Below are 16,669 nucleotides of genomic sequence, written 5' to 3'. Positions count from 1 at the left end.
CGGCCTTCAACCCGTGACTAGCGCTGCTAGTTTTGAGCTGCCGGAGGGTCTCCCATGCCGTTGCCCCCGTTCGATCCCGCCGATCCGCTGGGGATCGACGACCTCCTCCAGCCCGAGGACCTCGCGGTCCGCGACACCGTACGCCGCTGGGCCGCCGACCGTGTCCTGCCGTACGTGGCCGAGTGGTACGAGACCGGCGAACTGCCCGGCATCCGTGAACTGGCCCGTGAACTCGGCTCCATCGGCGCCCTCGGGATGTCGCTGAGCGGCTACGGCTGCGCGGGCGCCTCCGCCGTCCAGTACGGGCTCGCCTGTCTGGAGCTGGAGGCCGCCGACTCCGGCATCCGGTCCCTGGTCTCGGTGCAGGGCTCCCTCGCCATGTACGCCATCCACCGCTACGGCAGCGAGGAGCAGAAGCAGAACTGGCTGCCCCGGATGGCCTCCGGCGAGGTCATCGGCTGCTTCGGGCTCACCGAGCCGGACCACGGCTCCGACCCCGCCTCCATGCGGACGTACGCCAAACGCGACGGCGGCGACTGGGTCCTGACGGGCCGCAAGATGTGGATCACCAACGGATCCGTCGCCGGGGTCGCCGTCGTCTGGGCGCAGACCGAGGACGGCATCCGCGGTTTCGTCGTGCCGGCCGACAGCCCCGGCTTCTCGGCCCCCGTGATCAAGCACAAGCTGTCCCTGCGCGCCTCGGTGACCAGCGAGCTGGTGCTGGACGAGGTGCGGCTGCCCGCCGACGCGGTCCTTCCCGAGGTCACCGGCCTGCGCGGACCGCTCAGTTGCCTCTCGCACGCGCGCTACGGCATTGTCTGGGGTTCCATGGGCGCGGCCCGCTCCTGTTTCGAGACCGCGATCGAGTACGCGAAGTCGCGGGAGCAGTTCGGGCGGCCCATCGGTGGCTTCCAGCTCACCCAGGCCAAACTCGCCGACATGGCGGTCGAACTGCACAAGGGGATTCTGCTCGCCCACCATCTGGGGCGGCGCATGGACGCCGGCCGCCTGCGTCCCGAGCAGGTCAGCTTCGGCAAGCTCAACAACGTCCGGGAGGCCATCGACATCTGCCGTACGGCGCGGACGATCCTCGGTGCCAACGGGATCTCGCTGGAGTACCCGATCATGCGGCACGCGACGAACCTCGAATCGGTGCTCACCTACGAGGGCACCGTCGAGATGCACCAGCTCGTGCTGGGCAAGGCGCTCACCGGGCTCGATGCCTTCCGGTGAACCCCGAAGGGGCAGGGCCGGCGATCGGCCCTGCCTCAGCTCTGGTTGAAGAAGCCGTCCGTCCGGTGGGCGGCCGGCTCACCGTTGATGATCTCCGTGTCGGCCGGGGTCAGCAGGAACACCCGGGTGGAGACGCGCTCGATGGAACCGCGCAGACCGAAGATCAGGCCGGCCGCGAAGTCCACGACGCGCTTGGCGTCGGCGGCCTCCATGGCCGTGAGGTTCATGATGACCGGGACGCCGTCCCGGAACAGCTCGCCGATGGCCCGGGCGTCCCGGAAGCTGTCCGGGGTGACCGTGCCGATCCGGCGGCCCTTCTCCTCGGCGACGTCGGCCGCCACCTTGACCCTCGGGTCGGTGACCCAGGCATCCCCGGAATCGGTCCCCTCAGAGTAGTCGTCGTCGTAGTAACGCTCGTCATCGTTGTCGTCAACGAGGCCCAGCCAGGCACTCGCCTTGCGCACCGATCCCATGGACGCCTCCTCTCACAGCGGTCTTGCTTGCTTTCCGCATCCCTATGGTCATCCATGATGCGGACGGCGCGCCAAGTGAATAGACGCCGCGCGGGGGGTTTGTGACGGTACTGGTGCACAGCGCATACGTCGAGAGCCCAGGCGTGCCAAGGGGCCTGCCACGCATGGCTGCTGACTGTGAGTGAAATATGATTCTTCGCGGCGTATGGGTGAGACGCGGGGCGTACGGGTGAAGCGGGAGGGTGTGAAAGCGGCCATGGAGGTGGCCGATACGATGCGGCGGCTCAATGTCGTACGAACCACGGGGGAGCGTCGTGTTCGGAATAGTCAGGCCCTGCCGCCATCGGCTCGGGGAGCGTCTCGCCGGTCAGTGGATGGCTCATCTGTGCGGTCTCTGCCTGGCGTTGCGCGGGGACCACGGACAGTTCGCACGGGTGGTGACGAACTATGACGGCCTGCTGATCTCCGTTCTGACGGAGGCTCAGGCCGGCGCGGACGAAGGGCTGCGGCGTACGGCCGGGCCGTGTCCGCTGCGCGGGATGCGGACCGCGTCCGTCGCGCGCGGGGAGGGGGCGCGGCTGGCGGCGGCGGTGTCGCTGGTGCTGGCCTCCGCGAAGGTGCGCGACCATCTCGCCGACGGGGACGGCCTGCTGGCGCGCAAGCCGGTGGCGGTGGCCGCGCGCCGCGTCGCTTCGAGCTGGGGCGCCGCGGGGGCGCGCGGTGGCCTCGCCGTGGGGTTCGACACCGGGCTGCTGGTCGACGCGGTGGACCGGCAGGTCGGGATCGAGGCGCTGGCGGGGCCGGGGACCTCGCTGCTGGTGGTGACCGAGCCGACCGAGACGGCGACGGCGGCGGCCTTCGCGCATACGGCGGTGCTGGCGGGGCGTCCGCTCAACGCCGAGCCGCTCGCCGAGGCGGGGCGGCTGTTCGGACGGCTGGCGCATCTGCTGGACGCCGTGGAGGACAGGGAGGCCGACGCGGCGTCGGGGGCGTGGAATCCGCTGACCGCCACGGGGACGTCCCTGGCGGAGGCCCGGCGGCTGGCCGATGACGCGCTGCACGGGATCCGGCTGGCGCTGCGCGAGGTGTCCTTCACCGATCCGAAGCTGGCGCACCTGCTGCTGGTGCACGAGCTGCGGCGGTCGGTGGACCGGGCGTTCGGCGGCGCGTCGTGCTCGCACATGGCGGGGCCGTACGCGCCGCCCGGAGGGCCGGGCGGCCCGCCGCTGCCCCCGGAGCCGCCCCGGCGGGATCGCCGGGGACTGCTCGCGGGGTGCGCTGTATGGGCCGGATTGGCTTGTACCTGTCAGATGTGTTGCGGGGAGTTCGAGGATCCCTGGTCGCGGCAGCGCCGGGAAGGGCTCTGTACAAGTTGCGATTGCAGCGGGTGCGGCGACTGCTGCAGCTGCTGCGACTGTTGCGGGAACTGCTGTGACAGCTGCGGCTGCGACGGCTGCGATTGTGGGTGCAACTGCTGAACGGAGCCGCCGTCGAGCGCCCGCAACCGGGGCGGCCGCTCAGGTCGTTCAAAAATTGACGGCCGAAAGGCGCTCTTGCGCGGGCCGGGCGTGCCGCCGAATACTCCCCCACAGCGCTTGTCAGGGGCACGGCGTGTTCGGAATCCGGACACTCCGGCTCCTGGCTGCGCCTCACGGGCCCGAAACCCCACGAGGGCCCCCGACTTCCCATGTGGAGGAACGAAAAGTGAGGATCAAGCGCACCACCCCCCGCAGTGGCATGACGAGACGGACCCGGCTGATCGCCGTATCGACCGGCCTCGTAGCCGCAGCAGCCGTCGCGATCCCCAGCGCGACCGCGGCCGACGCCCCCAGCACCTTCAGCTCCGCCGAGCTGAAGAGCGTGAGCGGTTCCGTGCTCAAGGCCGACGTGCCGGGCACCGCCTGGGCCGTCGACAGCAAGACCAACCGTGTCGTCGTCACCGTCGACAGCACGGTCTCCAAGGCCGAGATCGCCAAGATCCGGCAGCAGGCGGGCGGCGACGCCGACGCCCTCACCATCAAGCACACCCCGGGCAAGTTCCAGAAGTACATCGCGGGCGGCGACGCCATCTACTCGGGCACCGGCCGCTGCTCCCTCGGCTTCAACGTCCGCAACAGCGCGGGCGCCGACTACTTCCTGACCGCCGGTCACTGCACCGACGGCGCGGGCACCTGGTACGCCAACTCCGGCCGTACGACGGTCCTCGGGCCGACCGCCGGTTCCAGCTTCCCGACGAACGACTACGGTCTGGTGCGCTACACCAACACCTCGATCGCCAAGTCGGGCACCGCCGGCAACACGGACATCGTCCGGGCGGCCAACCCGGCCGTGGGCACCAGCGTCATCCGTGACGGCTCCACCACCGGTATCCGCACCGGCCGGGTCACCGCTCTCAACGCGACCGTCAACTACGGTGGCGGTGACGTCGTCTACGGCATGATCCAGACCAACGTCTGCGCCGAGCCCGGCGACTCCGGTGGCCCGCTCTACGGCAGCAACGGCACCGCGTACGGTCTGACCTCCGGCGGCAGCGGCAACTGCTCCTCCGGCGGCACGACCTTCTTCCAGCCCGTCGTGGAGGCCCTGAACGCCTACGGGATGAGCGTCCACTAGAGACACCCCGCTCTCCGCTCCACAGCCGGCAGCAACCGAGCCCCCGCACGCGGTGTCGTGCGGGGGCTCACCCATGTCCACGGCGCGAAGGGCGATTTCAGGACAGGAGTAGACCTCACGCGCCGCATACGAGTTACTCGCCCGTAGTGTTTGCAGTGCGAAGCCGCCTGGGGTGACTGTGCACGGTCAAGGCGGCGGGGGCGCGGTGTGGTGGCCGTGTGCACGTCCGGAAGTCGACCTTGTGTGCGGCCTGTGCGCCTCGGAATAGTAGGCGCCGATCAACCGGCACGGACGCGGCTTTTTGCTGTACGCCGCATCCGTGTCCGTACGCCTTCCGGTTCGCGGGGCCCCCACAGCCTCCGGACCGACCCCCCACAGGAGGACGTGAGTTGAAGCACCGACGCATACCCAAGCGGCGGGCCGCCGCGGCAGGTGCGGGCATCGCCGCACTGGTGGCCGCGGGTGTCACCTTCCAGACTGCGAACGCCAGTGAGCCCTCGCCGACCGCCATGCCCGAGACCCTGTCGGTCACGGCGGCCGGAAAGCTCGCCTCGACGCTGGCCGAGGATCTCGGGACCGCCGCGGCCGGCACCTACTACGACGCGCAGGACAAGAACCTCGTCGTGAACGTGCTGGACAAGGCCGCGGCCGAAACCGTCGAGGCGGCCGGCGCCGAGGCGCGGGTCGTGGCGAACTCCCTGGCGGAGCTCAAGAGCGCGCGCGGCACGCTCAAGCAGGACGCGACCATTCCGGGCACCTCCTGGGTGACCGACCCGACGACCAACAGAATCGTCGTCACGGCCGACCGCACGGTCTCCGACGCCGAGTGGCGCAAGCTCGGCGAGGTCGTCGACGGGCTCGGATCCGTGGCGGAACTCCAGCGCACCGAGGGGGAGTTCAAGCCCTTCATCGCGGGCGGTGACGCCATCACCGACGGCAGCGGCCGGTGCTCCCTCGGCTTCAACGTGGTCAAGGGCGGTGAGCCGTACTTCCTGACCGCGGGGCACTGCACGGAGGGCATCACCAACTGGCGGGACGCGCAGGGGAACGCGCTCGGGGCCAACGAGGTGTCCAGTTTCCCGGACAACGACTACGGCCTGGTCAAGTACGCGGGCGAGGTCGAGCACCCGAGCGAGGTCAATCTCTACGACGGGTCCACCCAGGCGATCTCGGGTGCGGCCGAGGCCACGGTCGGGATGGAGGTCACCCGGAGCGGCTCGACCACGCAGGTGCACTCGGGGAAGGTGACCGGGCTCGACGCCACGGTGAACTACGGCAACGGGGACATCGTCAACGGGCTGATCCAGACCGATGTCTGCGCCGAGCCCGGGGACAGCGGGGGCTCGCTGTTCTCCGGTGACAAGGCGATCGGTCTCACGTCCGGGGGGAGCGGTGACTGCACCTCCGGTGGGGAGACGTTCTTCCAGTCGGTGACGGAGGCGTTGTCGGCGACGGGGACGCAGATCGGCTGACGGTTCTTTTCGCTTCGTGAAGTCCCGCCCCCCGCGCGAGGGGCGGGACTTTTGCGTGCGGGTGCGTGGACGGGTGCGGGTGGCCCTGGTGGGGGTGGGGCGCCGTCGGCGGCTGGGGGCCTGTCTCTTCCTGGTGGCGTTACCTTGCCTCCGTCGGTAGGGGTTCCGTCTTCCGTTTCTTGCGCAGGGTTGCCGCCCCCAGCGTGATCGCGATGCCGGCCGCCGCCCAGGCCGACAGGACCAGTAGGGGGGCCGTCGTGGCGTTGCCGTCGAAGTAGGCGATCGAGCGGGCCACCCAGGTGCCGGCGCCCGGGGGGAGCGCCGGGCCGATCGCCTGCCAGAACGGCGGCAGGAGCGGCAGCGGCAGGGCGCCGCCCGCGCTCGGGTTGCCCGCGATCACCACGAGCAGGATCGCCAGGCCGATGCCGACGATGCCGAAGACCCCCTGGAGGGCGAGCGTGGCCGCCCCCACCGCGAAGGTGACCAGGGCGCCGAGCCCCCACAGCGCCAGGACGCTGCCGGGCAGCGCGTCCAGGATCGGCCCCACGATCACCGCACCGCCGAGCCCGCCGGCGATCGCCACCAGCGCCATCACGACCAGCCGGATCACCGCGCGGCGCGGGTTGGCGGGCCGGGCGCCGGTGCTGATGGCCAGGATCGAGGCGCACAGATAGCCCCCGACGCACCAGCCGACGACCACGTAGAAGGACGACAGCCCGTCGAAGTCGTCCGGTGAGGCCGGGGCCACGTCCACCGTCCGGAGGGTCCGCTGCTGGGAGGACTCCAGGGTGGTGAGGTACCGCTCCAGGGTGGTGGCGAGGACGGCGCCGCCGCCGCTCGCGACCAGGAGGGTGTCGGTGGTCCGGGCCGGGTCGACGATCAGCGCCCCGTCGATGTCCCGGTTCATGATCTGCTCCCGGGCCGTCGCCTCGTCGGCGACGGTGCGCGGGTCCAGCGGTGAGCCGGGCAGCCGGTCCAGCCGGGTCACCGCCTGCTCGGCCGCGGCCCCCGGCGCGACCACACCGAACGGCACGTCCTTCGCCTTCGGATCATGAAGAGCCCCCACATAGGACGCGATGAACAGCAGCTGGAGGGCGATCACGCCGAGGACGAGCAGCGTGGCACGCGGGGTGACCGCGTCCTTCACCTCACCGAGAAAGCCGTTCTGTGTCATGTCCCCACAGTCCGAGGAGGAGGGCGTTTCCGCAGGTGGGGGAGGGCCGAACGGTTGTCGTACAAGCGTTCGAGTTTTGGTCTATGGTGGAGATGAGGCAGTCGGGAACTGATGTTCGATATCGGAGGTGTGGATGCCCGGGTTCACGCATCTGCACACCGTCTCCGGGTTCTCCCTGCGCTACGGCGCCTCGCATCCGGAGCGGCTGGCCGAGCGTGCCGCCGAACGGGGCATGGACGCCCTCGCCCTCACCGACCGCGACACCCTCGCGGGCACGGTCCGCTTCGCCAAGGCCTGCGCGAAGGCGGGGGTGCGCCCGCTGTTCGGCACGGAGCTGGCGGTGGAGCCCGTCGAGCCCGTGCGGCCTCTACGGGACGAGAAGCGCCGCGCCCCGGTGCGCGGGGGTGCCTTCGTCGACGAGTCGACACCCCGGGTCGCCTTCCTCGCCCGGGACGGCGCCCGCGGCTGGGCCGACCTCTGCGGAATCGTCACCGCATCGCACGCCGGCGACGGCTCACCGCTGCTGCCCTGGGCCGCCAACCGGGGCGACGGCCTGACCGTCCTGCTCGGCCCCGACTCCGACGTCGGCCGTGCCCTCGCCGCCGGCCGCCCCGACCACGCGGCCCGGCTGCTGGCCCCCTGGCGGGAGGTCTACGGCGACGCGCTGCGCCTGGAAGCCGTCTGGCACGGCCGCAACGGCACCGGACCCGGCTCCCTGCGCCTTGCCGCCCGTACCGTCGGCTTCGCCGCCGAGCAGGGGATCCGGCCGGTGCTCAGCAACGCCGTCCGCTACGCCGACCCCGGCCAGGGCCCGGTCGCCGACGTCCTGGACGCCGCCCGCCGGCTCGTCCCCATCGACCCCACCAAGGAACTGGACTCCGGTGAGGCCTGGCTCAAGGACCCCGGGGCCATGCTGCACGCCGCCGAGCGGATCGTGGAGGCCGCGGGCTTCCGGCGCGACACCGCCCACCGGCTGCTGGAGCAGACGCGGGCGACGGCCGCCGAGTGCCTGGTCGACCCCGAGGACGACCTCGGCATCGGCACCGTCCACTTCCCCGAACCGCACCTCGTCGGCGCGGGGCACCGTACCGCCCAGCGGGTGCTCGCCTCCCGGGCGGCGGCGGGCATGGTGCGCAAGGGGTATGCGGGCCGGCGCGCCTACTGGGAGCGGATGCACCGCGAGCTGGACATCATCGCCCATCACGGCTTCGCCACCTACTTCCTGACGGTCGCTCAAGTGGTGGACGACGTACGGGACATGGGCATCCGAGTCGCCGCGCGCGGCTCCGGCGCCGGCTCGCTCGTCAACCATCTCCTCGGCATCGCGCAGGCCGACCCCGTCGAGCACGGGCTGCTGATGGAGCGCTTCCTGTCCAAGCGCCGGCTCGTCCTGCCCGACATCGACATCGACGTGGAGTCCGCCCGCCGTCTGGAGGTCTACCGCGCGATCATCGGCCGGTTCGGCACCGAGCGGGTGGCGACGGTCGCGATGCCGGAGACCTACCGGGTGCGCCACGCCATCCGGGACGTGGGCGCGGCCCTGTCGATGGACCCCGCCGACATCGACCGCATCGCCAAGTCCTTCCCGCACATCCGGGCCCGCGACGCCCGGGCCGCGCTGGAGGAACTGCCCGAACTGCGCGCGCTGGCGGGGGAGAAGGAGAAGTACGGGCGGCTGTGGGAGCTGACCGAGGCCCTGGACGCCCTGCCGCGCGGAGTCGCCATGCACCCCTGCGGCGTGCTCCTCTCCGACGCCTCCCTGCTCGCCCGTACGCCGGTCATGCCGACCAGCGGCGAGGGCTTTCCCATGGCGCAGTTCGACAAGGACGACGTGGAGGACCTCGGGCTGCTCAAGCTGGACGTGCTCGGGGTGCGGATGCAGTCGGCGATGGCGCACGCGGTCGCGGAGGTGGAGCGGGCGACGGGGGAACGGATCGACCTGGACGGGGTGGCGCCGGGCGATCCGGCGACGTACGAACTCATCCGCTCCACCGAGACGCTCGGCTGCTTCCAGATCGAGTCGCCGGGGCAGCGGGATCTGGTCGGGCGGCTTCAGCCGGCCACCTTCCACGATCTCGTCGTCGACATCTCGCTCTTCCGGCCGGGGCCGGTCGCCGCCGACATGGTGCGGCCGTTCATCGAGGCCCGGCACGGGCGGGCGCCGGTCCGCTGTCCGCACCCGGATCTGGAGGAGCCGCTGAAGGGGACGTACGGAGTCGTCGTCTTCCACGAGCAGATCATCGACATCGTCGACATCATGACCGGCTGCGGGCGCGCCGAGGCGGACCGGGTGCGGCGCGGGCTCTCCGACCCGGAGTCGCAGGGGCGGATCCGGTTCTGGTTCGCGCAGCACGCGGCGGCCAGGGGGTACGACGCCGAGACGATCCAGCGGACCTGGGAGATCGTCGAGGCCTTCGGGTCGTACGGCTTCTGCAAGGCGCACGCGGTCGCCTTCGCCGTACCGACCTACCAGTCGGCCTGGCTGAAGGCGCACCACCCGGCCGCCTTCTACGCCGGGCTGCTCACCCATGACCCCGGGATGTACCCGAAGCGGCTGCTGCTGGCGGACGCGCGGCGGCGGGGGGTGCCGATCCTGCCGTTGGACGTGAACCGGTCCGCGGTCGCCCACCGTATCGAACTGGTGTCTGAATCCCCGGCGGTGTGGGGGCTGCGGCTCGCCCTCTCCGACGTGCACGGCATCAGCGAGGCCGAGGCGGCGCGGATCGCGGCCGGGCAGCCCTACGCCTCGCTGCTGGACTTCTGGGAGCGGGCGCGGCCGAGCCGGCCCCTGGCCGGACGGCTCGCGCAGGTCGGCGCGCTGGACGCCTTCGGCGCCAACCGGCGTGATCTGCAACTGCACTTGACCGAGCTGCACCGGGGAGCGCGGGGTGTCGGTGGTGGTCAACTCCCGCTGGCGGGAGGGCGGAAGACCGCCTCCGCCGGGCTGCCCGATCTGTCCTCCGCCGAGAAGCTCAGCGCCGAGCTGGGTGTGCTGTCCATGGACGCCTCGCGCAATCTGATGGACGACCACCGGGAGTTCCTGGAGGAGTTGGGCGTGGTCAGCGCGCGCCGGCTGCGCGAGGCGCGGCACGGGGAGACGGTGCTGGTGGCGGGCGCCAAGGCGGCCACCCAGACGCCGCCGATCCGGTCCGGCAAGCGGGTCATCTTCTCCACTCTCGACGACGGCACGGGCCTGGTCGACCTAGCCTTCTTCGACGACTCCCACGACGCCTGCGCGCACACCGTCTTCCACTCCTGGCTGCTGCTGGTGCGCGGGGTCGTCCAGCGGCGCGGGCCGCGCAGCCTCAGTGTGGTGGGCGCCGCCGCGTGGAACCTCGCCGAGCTGGCCGAACTGCGGGCGCAGGGCGGCCTCGACGTGGTCGCGGCGCGGCTCGCGGAGCCCGTGCCCGAGGGGAGGGGCGACGCCACCGGCGGCCGGCGCATCCAGCTGCCGACCGGATACGAAATGCATCCGTGGGCCGATCTGCGTCCTGCGGGTCAGGAGCCCTCGCAGACAAGGAAGTTGTGGCACCAGAGTCCGGGGAGTGCGGGATGACCATCCTCTGCGTACGTTTCCACCTGCCGCCGATGTACGAGGCGGCGCTGCCCGGCCTGCTCGGGTTGCTGGAGGAGTTCACGCCCGTCGTCGAGGCGTTGCCGCCGGACGGGGCGCTGGCCGATCTGCGCGGTGCCGAGCGGTACTTCGGGCGCAGCGCGGTGGAACTGGCCTCGGTGATCCGGGTGCGGGCGCTCGCCCGGTACGGCGTGGACTGCGTGATCGGGGCGGGGCCGGGGACGATGCCGGCGCGGATGGCGCTGCGGGAGGCCCGCCCCGGGGTGACCTGTGCCGTCCCCGAGGAGCGGGACGGCGTGGTGGAGTTCCTCGCGGACAAGCCCGTCACCGCGCTCCCGGGGGTCGGGGCGGCCACGGCCCGCACGCTGTGCGAGTACGGCCTGGACAGCCTCGGCCGGGTCGCCGCCGCGCCACTCTCCACGCTTCAGCGGCTGGTCGGCGCGAAGGCGGGGCGCGAGCTGCACGAGAAGGCGAACGGGGTGGACCGCGGGCGGGTGGTGCCGAACGGGGCGGCGCGCTCCCTCGTCACCGAACGGCCCTTCGAACGCGACGAGTTGGATGCCGACCGGCACCGTCGGGCGCTGCTCTCGGCGGCGGAGGAGCTGGGGGCCCGGCTGCGGGCGCTGGACAAGGTGTGCGGGACGCTGACGCTGACCGTGCGGTACGCGGACCGGTCGGCGACGACGCGCAGCCGGTCGCTGAAGGAGCCGACCGCGCACTCCGCCGCGCTGACCCGGGTGGCGTACGGGATGTACGAGGGGCTGGGGCTGCAGCGCGCCCGGGTGCGGGTGCTGGCACTGCGGGCGGAGGGACTCGACCCCGCCGAGCAGGCCTCCCATCAGCTCAGCTTCGACCCTGTCGACGAGAAGGTCCGCAGGATCGAGGAGGTCGCGGACCGGGCACGGGCGAAGTTCGGCCCCCGGGCGATCATGCCGGGGACGCTGGCGGCGTGAGCGGCTGGGGTGCGCTCCGAACTGCTGGTGGAGTGGGGCTAGTTGGCCCATGGGGGTGTGAGGCGGGTGCCGTCGGGCAGGTCCGCTGTCAGGCCGATGGAGGTGGTGACCCACGTCAGGGCGGTCTGATCGGCCGGGTTCTCGACGGCCAGGGTCGCGCCCGGGTTGATGATCAGGGTGTCGCCCGCCGTGATGTCGGTCGTGGTGCCGTCCAGGGTGATCCGCAGGTTGCCGATCAGGACGTGCAGGATCTCCTCCCTGTTCACGGTGTGCGCCGGTGCCTTCGTGCCCGGCGGGATCTCGCCGCGCCAGGCGCACAGCTCCTTGCTGCCGGCGCGGGGTGTGGCGTACGAGACGAAACGGGCGCCGTGGATCTCGTGGGTGACGGCGTCGGTCGAGCGGATGACGGGCATGGCCCTCCCCCTGGGTAAGTGATGGTCAAGTGGGTTGACTGGTTGTGCAGCCCTATAGTCAAGCTGCTTGACCTTTTCGTCAAGGGTGTTTCAATGCTCCCGTGCAGAACTCCGATGCTCCCCTGCAGAACTCCGAGGCCCTCTCCCTGTCCTTCGCGCTGCTCGCCACCGCGGGCGAGCTGGTGCGACGCATCAACGACGGGGTGGTCGCGCGCGGTTTCGAGGGGAGGTCCGCCTATGGGTTCGCGTTCACCCGGATCGCGGCGGGCGGGGCCACCGTCACCGACCTCGCCGGGCATCTCGGTGTCACCAAGCAGGCCGCGAGCCAGCTCGTGGACGAGCTCGTGCGCAAGGGGTACGTCGAGCGACGGCCCCACCCGCGGGACGCGCGCGCCCGGCTGCTGATCCTGACCGAGCGCGGGTGGGCCCATACCCGGGCCGCGGAGGAGGCGGCGGCGGACGTCGTGCGGGAGTGGAGCGCGGCGCTGGGGGAGGCGGAAGTGCGCGCGCTGGGGCAGCAGTTGCTGCACATCGCCCCCAAGGGGCCGGTGCGCCCCTCCTGGTGAGGGTCCATCAACTACCACTGGAAGTTTTTACTGACGCGTAACTTCCCCCTTGAACTACTCACTCGTAACTTGACAAGTGAACCAGCATCCCGTGATCCGGATCACAGGGCGTAAGGCCATCGCAACTCCCTTGAGCCGCAAGGAGATCACCCGATGCTGCCCTGGAAGAGACTGCTCAGACCCCTGACCACGCTGCTGCTGACCGCCGCGGTCGCCGTCGTCCCCGCCACCACCGCGCAGGCCGCCGAGGCGCCGAGCAGCGGATGGAACGACTACTCCTGCAAGCCGTCCGCCGCCCACCCCCGGCCCGTCGTCCTGGTGCACGGCACCTTCGGCAACTCCGTCGACAACTGGCTGGGCCTCGCGCCCTATCTGACCCAGCGCGGCTACTGCGTCTTCTCGCTCGACTACGGCCGGCTGCCGGGCGTGCCGTTCTTCCACGGCCTCGGCCCGATCGACAAGTCGGCGGAGCAACTGGACGCCTTCGTCGACAAGGTGCTCGCCGCGACCGGCGCCGCCGAGGCCGACCTCGTCGGCCATTCGCAGGGCGGCATGATGCCCCGCTACTACCTGCGGTTCCTCGGCGGAGCGGCCGAGGTGAACGCCCTCGTCGGCATCGCGCCGGACAACCACGGCACCGACCTGTCCGGCCTGACGAACCTGCTGCCGTACTTCCCCGGCGCCGAGGACCTGCTCTCCACCGCCACCCCCGCCCTCGCCGACCAGATCGCCGGCTCCGCGTTCCTCACCAAGCTGAACGAGGGCGGCGACACCGTCCCCGGCGTCCGCTACACGGTGATCGCCACCAAGTACGACCAGGTGGTCACGCCGTACCGCAGCCAGTTCCTCGACGGGGCGAACGTACGCAACGTCCTGCTCCAGGAGCTGTGCCCGGTGGACCTGTCCGAGCATCTGGCGATCGGCCTCTTCGACCGGATCGCCTTCCACGAGGTGGCCAACGCCCTCGATCCGGCGCGGGCCCGGCCCACCACCTGCGCGTCGGCGTTCAGTTGAGCCCGCCGGGGGCCTGACCGGCCTGAGCCGCCGGTCAGGCCCCCGGAGCCAAGGGGTCAGCGGCCGTGCCGGGCACCGCCGACGGCGCGCCGCCGGACCGACAGGAACAGGGCCGCCGCGCCGACGGCCAGCGCCCCGGCGCCGCCCATCGCGAGGTAGGAGGTGCTGCTGTCGCCGCCGGTCTCGGCGAGGTTCTCGGTGGCACCGGCCGCCTTGGGCCGGTTGGCGACGGCCTCCGGGGCCGCCTCGGTGGGCGCCGCCGTGGTCTCCGCGACCGGCTCGGCCGAGGTCTCGGCGTCCTGGTCGCCGTGGCCGTTGTGCTCGATCGTCGACTCGTCGGCGCCGTCCTCGATCTGCTCCTCGGAGGGCGCGGAGGCGATGGGCGCGGCGGGGGCCTCCTCTCCCGCCTCCTCTCCCGCCTCCTCCTCCGCCCCCTCCTCCGTCGTACCGCCGCCGCTCGTGGCGCCGAAGGTGACGTCCGAGCAGGAGTAGAACGCCTCCGGGCTGTCCGAGCGCTGCCACACCGCGTACAGCAGCTGCTTGCCGGAACGGTTCGGCAGGGTGCCGGAGAAGGTGTAGAAGCCGCCGGACGCGGCCGGGTCGGTGACCGTCGCCACCGGGTTCTTCAGGTCCAGGTCGTCCCAGGCCAGCGGCTGGGCGGGGTCGTAGCCCTCCTTGGTGATGTACACGTTGAAGGTGCCCTTGTGCGGGGCGGTCACGCGGTACTTGAAGGTGTACGACCCGCTGCGCACGCCGGTGGCCGGCCAGTCGGCCCGGGCCAGGTCCAGGCCCTTGAACGTGTCGTTGCCCGCGCTGCACAGCTCGCCGTCGGCGATCAGCTCCTGGTGCCGGCCGCCGGCGTCGCCGATCCGGACGCCGTTCCAGTCGTAGAGCGCCTGGGTCCCCCCGGCCGCGACGGCCGCCTTGCACGCCGCGGACGTCGGGCTCTCCGGGCCCTCCGCGTAGCACTGCGACACCCGGCTGACCGGGTCGCCCATCGAACCGTGCGCGGCGGCGGGCGCGGCGGCCAGCGCGGTCAGTGCGAGCGGCGCGACGCCGACCACGGCGACGGAGGCGGCGGTGGCGACCCTGCGGCGTGCGGGCATGAGGAACTCCTGGGGAACGGTCGTCGGTTGCTTGGCGGAAACCCGTGGGGGCGATCAGCAAGCTAGCCCGAGAAAACCGTGAAATCGCCTGCTGGAGGCGGGTGGAGGAGATCCTTATGGTCCCTTTAAGGGAGTGCTCAGACTGCGCTCAGGTAGGCGCGCGGACCGTGTGCGCCGACGACAACGCCGTCCCCCCGACGCCCGGGGACGGGCGTCGGGGGGACGGCTGCTGGAGTTCGTGGCTGCTGGGGTGAAGGGCTGGTCAGCCGTCCGGCCACCATGTGCGCGCGATGTCCTTGCGGACCTCGGGTCGTCCCGCGGGACGATCGTCGGCCTCCTCGCCCGCCATCCGGCGCGAGTCCGTCTTCTTCAGGGGCTTCTGCACGGTCATGCGGCGCATGGCTGCCTCCTTCAGTGCCTACCGTGTTCCGCGTTGTCACGGAGGTAGACCCTTGTGCTGAGGGTTCCTCATCGGCGGCGTTCTGTCAGTGGCCGTTCTCACGATGCGACCGTGAGTGGGGCGCGTCAATCCTGGGCACGCACCGCGGAATTGTGACGTGCGGTGACGCGCTGAGTACGCTGCGCGAGTTTCGTCGGTCCGGTCAGGCCAGCAGTGCCTCGAAGCCCCCCTCCACGGCCAGCTTCCCCAGGGTGTCGAGGGCGGCCAGTGCCGCGGCCGCCGCCTGTGGGTCCGATTCCCGCAGACCGCTCTCCTCGAACTCGTCCTCGTCCAGCCGCCTCACATCCGTCCCGTCCGCCGAGCGCCACAGGTCCAGGTCCAGGTCCTCCACGGTCAGCTCCGTGCCGGAGAGCGTCGCCGGGCGGGCGATGTCGCAGTACCAGCCCTTGAGGGTGCCGTGCGGGCCGCGTACCTCCATCACCGCGTACCAGCGGTCCCGCCAGTAGTACTCGGTGAAGACGTCACCCGGCTCGAAGCGCACGAACCCGAAGTCGCGGACCTGGGCGCCCGCGAAGTCCGCCCGCACGACGATCCGGGTGCCGTCGTCCTGGAGCAGCTCGGCGGGGTAGCGGATCTTTTGCCGGCCGCCCTTGAGCAGGACCACGTCGACCGTGGTTCCGGGCTCAGCCGAGTTCGCGGACATAGCGCACCTCCGTCGCGCAGACCTCGTATCCGAACCACCGGTTGATCGCGAGCATCGGCTCGTTGCCGGTGTCGTTGCCGGTGAAAGCCTCCGTGTACCCGGCCGCGCGCGCCCGGTGCAGGGAGTCGTTCTTGGCGAGCTTGGCCAGGCCCCGGCCGCGGAAGGCGCGGGCCGTACCGGTCATGCCGGTGTGGTACCGGGTGCCGCCGTCCGTGCGGGCGGCGGTGAAGGCGGCGGGCACGGAGTCCACCAGGGCGATCGTGGTCAGCTCCAGGCTGGTGAGCGGGTGGTGCCAGGTCTCCTCCAGCCACGACTCGTAGTCCGTGAGCTCGGCGGCGCCGGCCTCGCTGGGTTCGTCGGCCGTCGTCTCCGCGTCCAGTGCGTACACCGGGCGCGGATCGCCCGCGAAATCGGAGGCGGGGCGCAGTTCGACGCCGGGCGGGGGGTCCTGGAGCGGCGGCAGCGTGCCGTGTGCCAGGTCGAGCCGCAGGAAGTGGGCGGAACGGCCCGCCCGGTAGCCGTGGGCCTCGGCAAAGGCCCGGTTGCCGGGCTCGTCCAGGACCCAGGCGAGCAGCCGGGTCGCGCCGAGACCGGCCAGGTACTCCTCGGCGGCGCGGACCAGGAGCGCGCCGGCGCCGCGGCGGGTGCGATCCGGGCGCACGTACACGTTGACGAAGCCCTGGACCGGATCGGGGTTCTCGTGCAGCAGGCCGACCTGCGCGGACCCGATGATCTCGCCGTCCTCCTCGGCGGCGAGCGGCCGGTAGCGGGCGTCGGGATGCGAGTGGGCGAGGTCATGGGCCAGGGAGTCCGGGGTGATGAGGTAGAAGGGCAGCGCGCTGTGCCGGACAGCGGCGAAACCCTCCAGGTCAGCACGGGCTTCGGGTCTGATCTCGCGCACGATGACGGTCATGGCGCGCACGTTACGGGCGCTCCGCACCCGTGTGCCTCTGATTTTCCCGCCGGTACGGGACA

At 71.6% G+C, this 16,669-nt stretch carries 15 protein-coding genes; 8 read left to right on the top strand and 7 right to left on the bottom strand.

All coding sequences use genetic code 11. The annotated features are described in order from the left end of the window. The first annotated feature begins 54 nt into the window (after nt 1–54). Nucleotides 55–1,233: an acyl-CoA dehydrogenase family protein gene (locus tag ACWD1Z_RS21805; protein ID WP_451120911.1), complete on the top strand. Its 1,179-nt coding sequence runs from the start codon at nt 55–57 to the stop codon at nt 1,231–1,233. A gap of 35 nt (nt 1,234–1,268) precedes the next feature. Here the strand turns inward: ACWD1Z_RS21805 and ACWD1Z_RS21800 are convergent, their stop codons facing one another. After that, nucleotides 1,269–1,706, bottom strand: a complete 438-nt coding sequence (locus ACWD1Z_RS21800) for a cell division protein SepF (RefSeq protein ID WP_451120909.1) — start codon at nt 1,704–1,706, stop codon at nt 1,269–1,271. A gap of 314 nt (nt 1,707–2,020) precedes the next feature. On the opposite strand from ACWD1Z_RS21800, the gene ACWD1Z_RS21795 reads away from it, so the two are divergent. The 3 genes from ACWD1Z_RS21795 (at nt 2,021) to ACWD1Z_RS21785 (ending at nt 5,791) form a co-directional block, all read left to right on the top strand. Then, on the top strand, nt 2,021–3,184 hold the full coding sequence (locus ACWD1Z_RS21795; RefSeq protein ID WP_451120907.1) for a DUF5685 family protein: 1,164 nt from the start codon (nt 2,021–2,023) through the stop codon (nt 3,182–3,184). 226 nt (nt 3,185–3,410) lie between these two features. After that, entirely contained in the window at nt 3,411–4,319 is a 909-nt protein-coding gene (locus ACWD1Z_RS21790; RefSeq protein ID WP_451120905.1) for a S1 family peptidase, read from the top strand. A gap of 389 nt (nt 4,320–4,708) precedes the next feature. Continuing rightward, on the top strand, nt 4,709–5,791 hold the full coding sequence (locus ACWD1Z_RS21785) for a S1 family peptidase (protein ID WP_451120903.1): 1,083 nt from the start codon (nt 4,709–4,711) through the stop codon (nt 5,789–5,791). 139 nt (nt 5,792–5,930) lie between these two features. On the opposite strand, the gene ACWD1Z_RS21780 is transcribed toward ACWD1Z_RS21785, so the two are convergent. Beyond that, nucleotides 5,931–6,965, bottom strand: coding sequence for a DUF3533 domain-containing protein (locus ACWD1Z_RS21780; RefSeq protein WP_451120901.1), 1,035 nt, complete (start codon nt 6,963–6,965; stop codon nt 5,931–5,933). Between the two features lie 133 nt (nt 6,966–7,098). On the opposite strand from ACWD1Z_RS21780, the gene ACWD1Z_RS21775 reads away from it, so the two are divergent. Together ACWD1Z_RS21775 and ACWD1Z_RS21770 are read left to right on the top strand one after the other, a co-directional pair. Then, the gene (locus ACWD1Z_RS21775; protein WP_451120900.1) at nt 7,099–10,521 is read left to right on the top strand and encodes a DNA polymerase III subunit alpha; all 3,423 of its coding nucleotides are present in this window, start codon (nt 7,099–7,101) and stop codon (nt 10,519–10,521) included. Continuing rightward, nucleotides 10,518–11,492 (top strand): DNA polymerase Y family protein, encoded by a 975-nt coding sequence (locus tag ACWD1Z_RS21770; RefSeq protein WP_451120898.1) that lies wholly within the window; start codon nt 10,518–10,520, stop codon nt 11,490–11,492. Before ACWD1Z_RS21775 ends, ACWD1Z_RS21770 begins: the two co-directional genes overlap by 4 nt. A 38-nt stretch (nt 11,493–11,530) precedes the next feature. Here ACWD1Z_RS21770 and ACWD1Z_RS21765 read toward each other — a convergent pair whose 3' ends face one another. After that, nucleotides 11,531–11,905, bottom strand: coding sequence for a cupin domain-containing protein (locus ACWD1Z_RS21765; RefSeq protein ID WP_451120896.1), 375 nt, complete (start codon nt 11,903–11,905; stop codon nt 11,531–11,533). A 122-nt stretch (nt 11,906–12,027) separates the two neighbouring features. On the opposite strand from ACWD1Z_RS21765, the gene ACWD1Z_RS21760 reads away from it, so the two are divergent. Next, the gene (locus tag ACWD1Z_RS21760) at nt 12,028–12,471 is read left to right on the top strand and encodes a MarR family winged helix-turn-helix transcriptional regulator (protein ID WP_451120999.1); all 444 of its coding nucleotides are present in this window, start codon (nt 12,028–12,030) and stop codon (nt 12,469–12,471) included. 153 nt (nt 12,472–12,624) lie between these two features. Then, a complete protein-coding gene (locus ACWD1Z_RS21755) occupies nt 12,625–13,485 on the top strand; it encodes an esterase/lipase family protein (protein WP_451120894.1) in 861 nt (286 codons plus the stop codon). Between the two features lie 56 nt (nt 13,486–13,541). On the opposite strand, the gene ACWD1Z_RS21750 is transcribed toward ACWD1Z_RS21755, so the two are convergent. From ACWD1Z_RS21750 to ACWD1Z_RS21735, 4 genes are all read right to left on the bottom strand, one after another. Next, entirely contained in the window at nt 13,542–14,591 is a 1,050-nt protein-coding gene (locus ACWD1Z_RS21750) for a lytic polysaccharide monooxygenase auxiliary activity family 9 protein (protein WP_451120892.1), read from the bottom strand. Between the two features lie 262 nt (nt 14,592–14,853). Then, on the bottom strand, nt 14,854–14,991 hold the full coding sequence (locus tag ACWD1Z_RS21745) for a hypothetical protein (protein WP_389419463.1): 138 nt from the start codon (nt 14,989–14,991) through the stop codon (nt 14,854–14,856). Nucleotides 14,992–15,193: 202 nt separating this feature from the next. Next, nucleotides 15,194–15,694 carry a DUF402 domain-containing protein gene (locus ACWD1Z_RS21740; RefSeq protein WP_451120889.1) on the bottom strand — a complete coding sequence of 167 codons (501 nt, stop codon included), beginning with the start codon at nt 15,692–15,694 and terminating at the stop codon, nt 15,194–15,196. Continuing rightward, nucleotides 15,675–16,607, bottom strand: a complete 933-nt coding sequence (locus ACWD1Z_RS21735; protein ID WP_451120887.1) for a GNAT family N-acetyltransferase — start codon at nt 16,605–16,607, stop codon at nt 15,675–15,677. The genes ACWD1Z_RS21740 and ACWD1Z_RS21735 overlap by 20 nt, the downstream gene beginning before the upstream one ends. Nucleotides 16,608–16,669 lie beyond the last annotated feature (62 nt).

It is taken from the genome of Streptomyces sp. NPDC002784 (genome assembly GCF_053592135.1).
This window is presented reverse-complemented; position numbering and strand designations above follow the sequence as displayed.

Coding starts and splice junctions, on each gene's coding strand:
- ACWD1Z_RS21800 (WP_451120909.1), bottom strand. CDS start 1,706: ATGGGATCGGTGCGCAAGGCGAGTGCCTGGCTGGGCCTCGTTGACGAC.
- ACWD1Z_RS21805 (WP_451120911.1), top strand. CDS start 55: ATGCCGTTGCCCCCGTTCGATCCCGCCGATCCGCTGGGGATCGACGAC.
- ACWD1Z_RS21740 (WP_451120889.1), bottom strand. CDS start 15,694: ATGTCCGCGAACTCGGCTGAGCCCGGAACCACGGTCGACGTGGTCCTG.
- ACWD1Z_RS21735 (WP_451120887.1), bottom strand. CDS start 16,607: ATGACCGTCATCGTGCGCGAGATCAGACCCGAAGCCCGTGCTGACCTG.
- ACWD1Z_RS21770 (WP_451120898.1), top strand. CDS start 10,518: ATGACCATCCTCTGCGTACGTTTCCACCTGCCGCCGATGTACGAGGCG.
- ACWD1Z_RS21755 (WP_451120894.1), top strand. CDS start 12,625: ATGCTGCCCTGGAAGAGACTGCTCAGACCCCTGACCACGCTGCTGCTG.
- ACWD1Z_RS21775 (WP_451120900.1), top strand. CDS start 7,099: ATGCCCGGGTTCACGCATCTGCACACCGTCTCCGGGTTCTCCCTGCGC.
- ACWD1Z_RS21765 (WP_451120896.1), bottom strand. CDS start 11,905: ATGCCCGTCATCCGCTCGACCGACGCCGTCACCCACGAGATCCACGGC.
- ACWD1Z_RS21780 (WP_451120901.1), bottom strand. CDS start 6,965: ATGACACAGAACGGCTTTCTCGGTGAGGTGAAGGACGCGGTCACCCCG.
- ACWD1Z_RS21750 (WP_451120892.1), bottom strand. CDS start 14,591: ATGCCCGCACGCCGCAGGGTCGCCACCGCCGCCTCCGTCGCCGTGGTC.
- ACWD1Z_RS21745 (WP_389419463.1), bottom strand. CDS start 14,991: ATGCGCCGCATGACCGTGCAGAAGCCCCTGAAGAAGACGGACTCGCGC.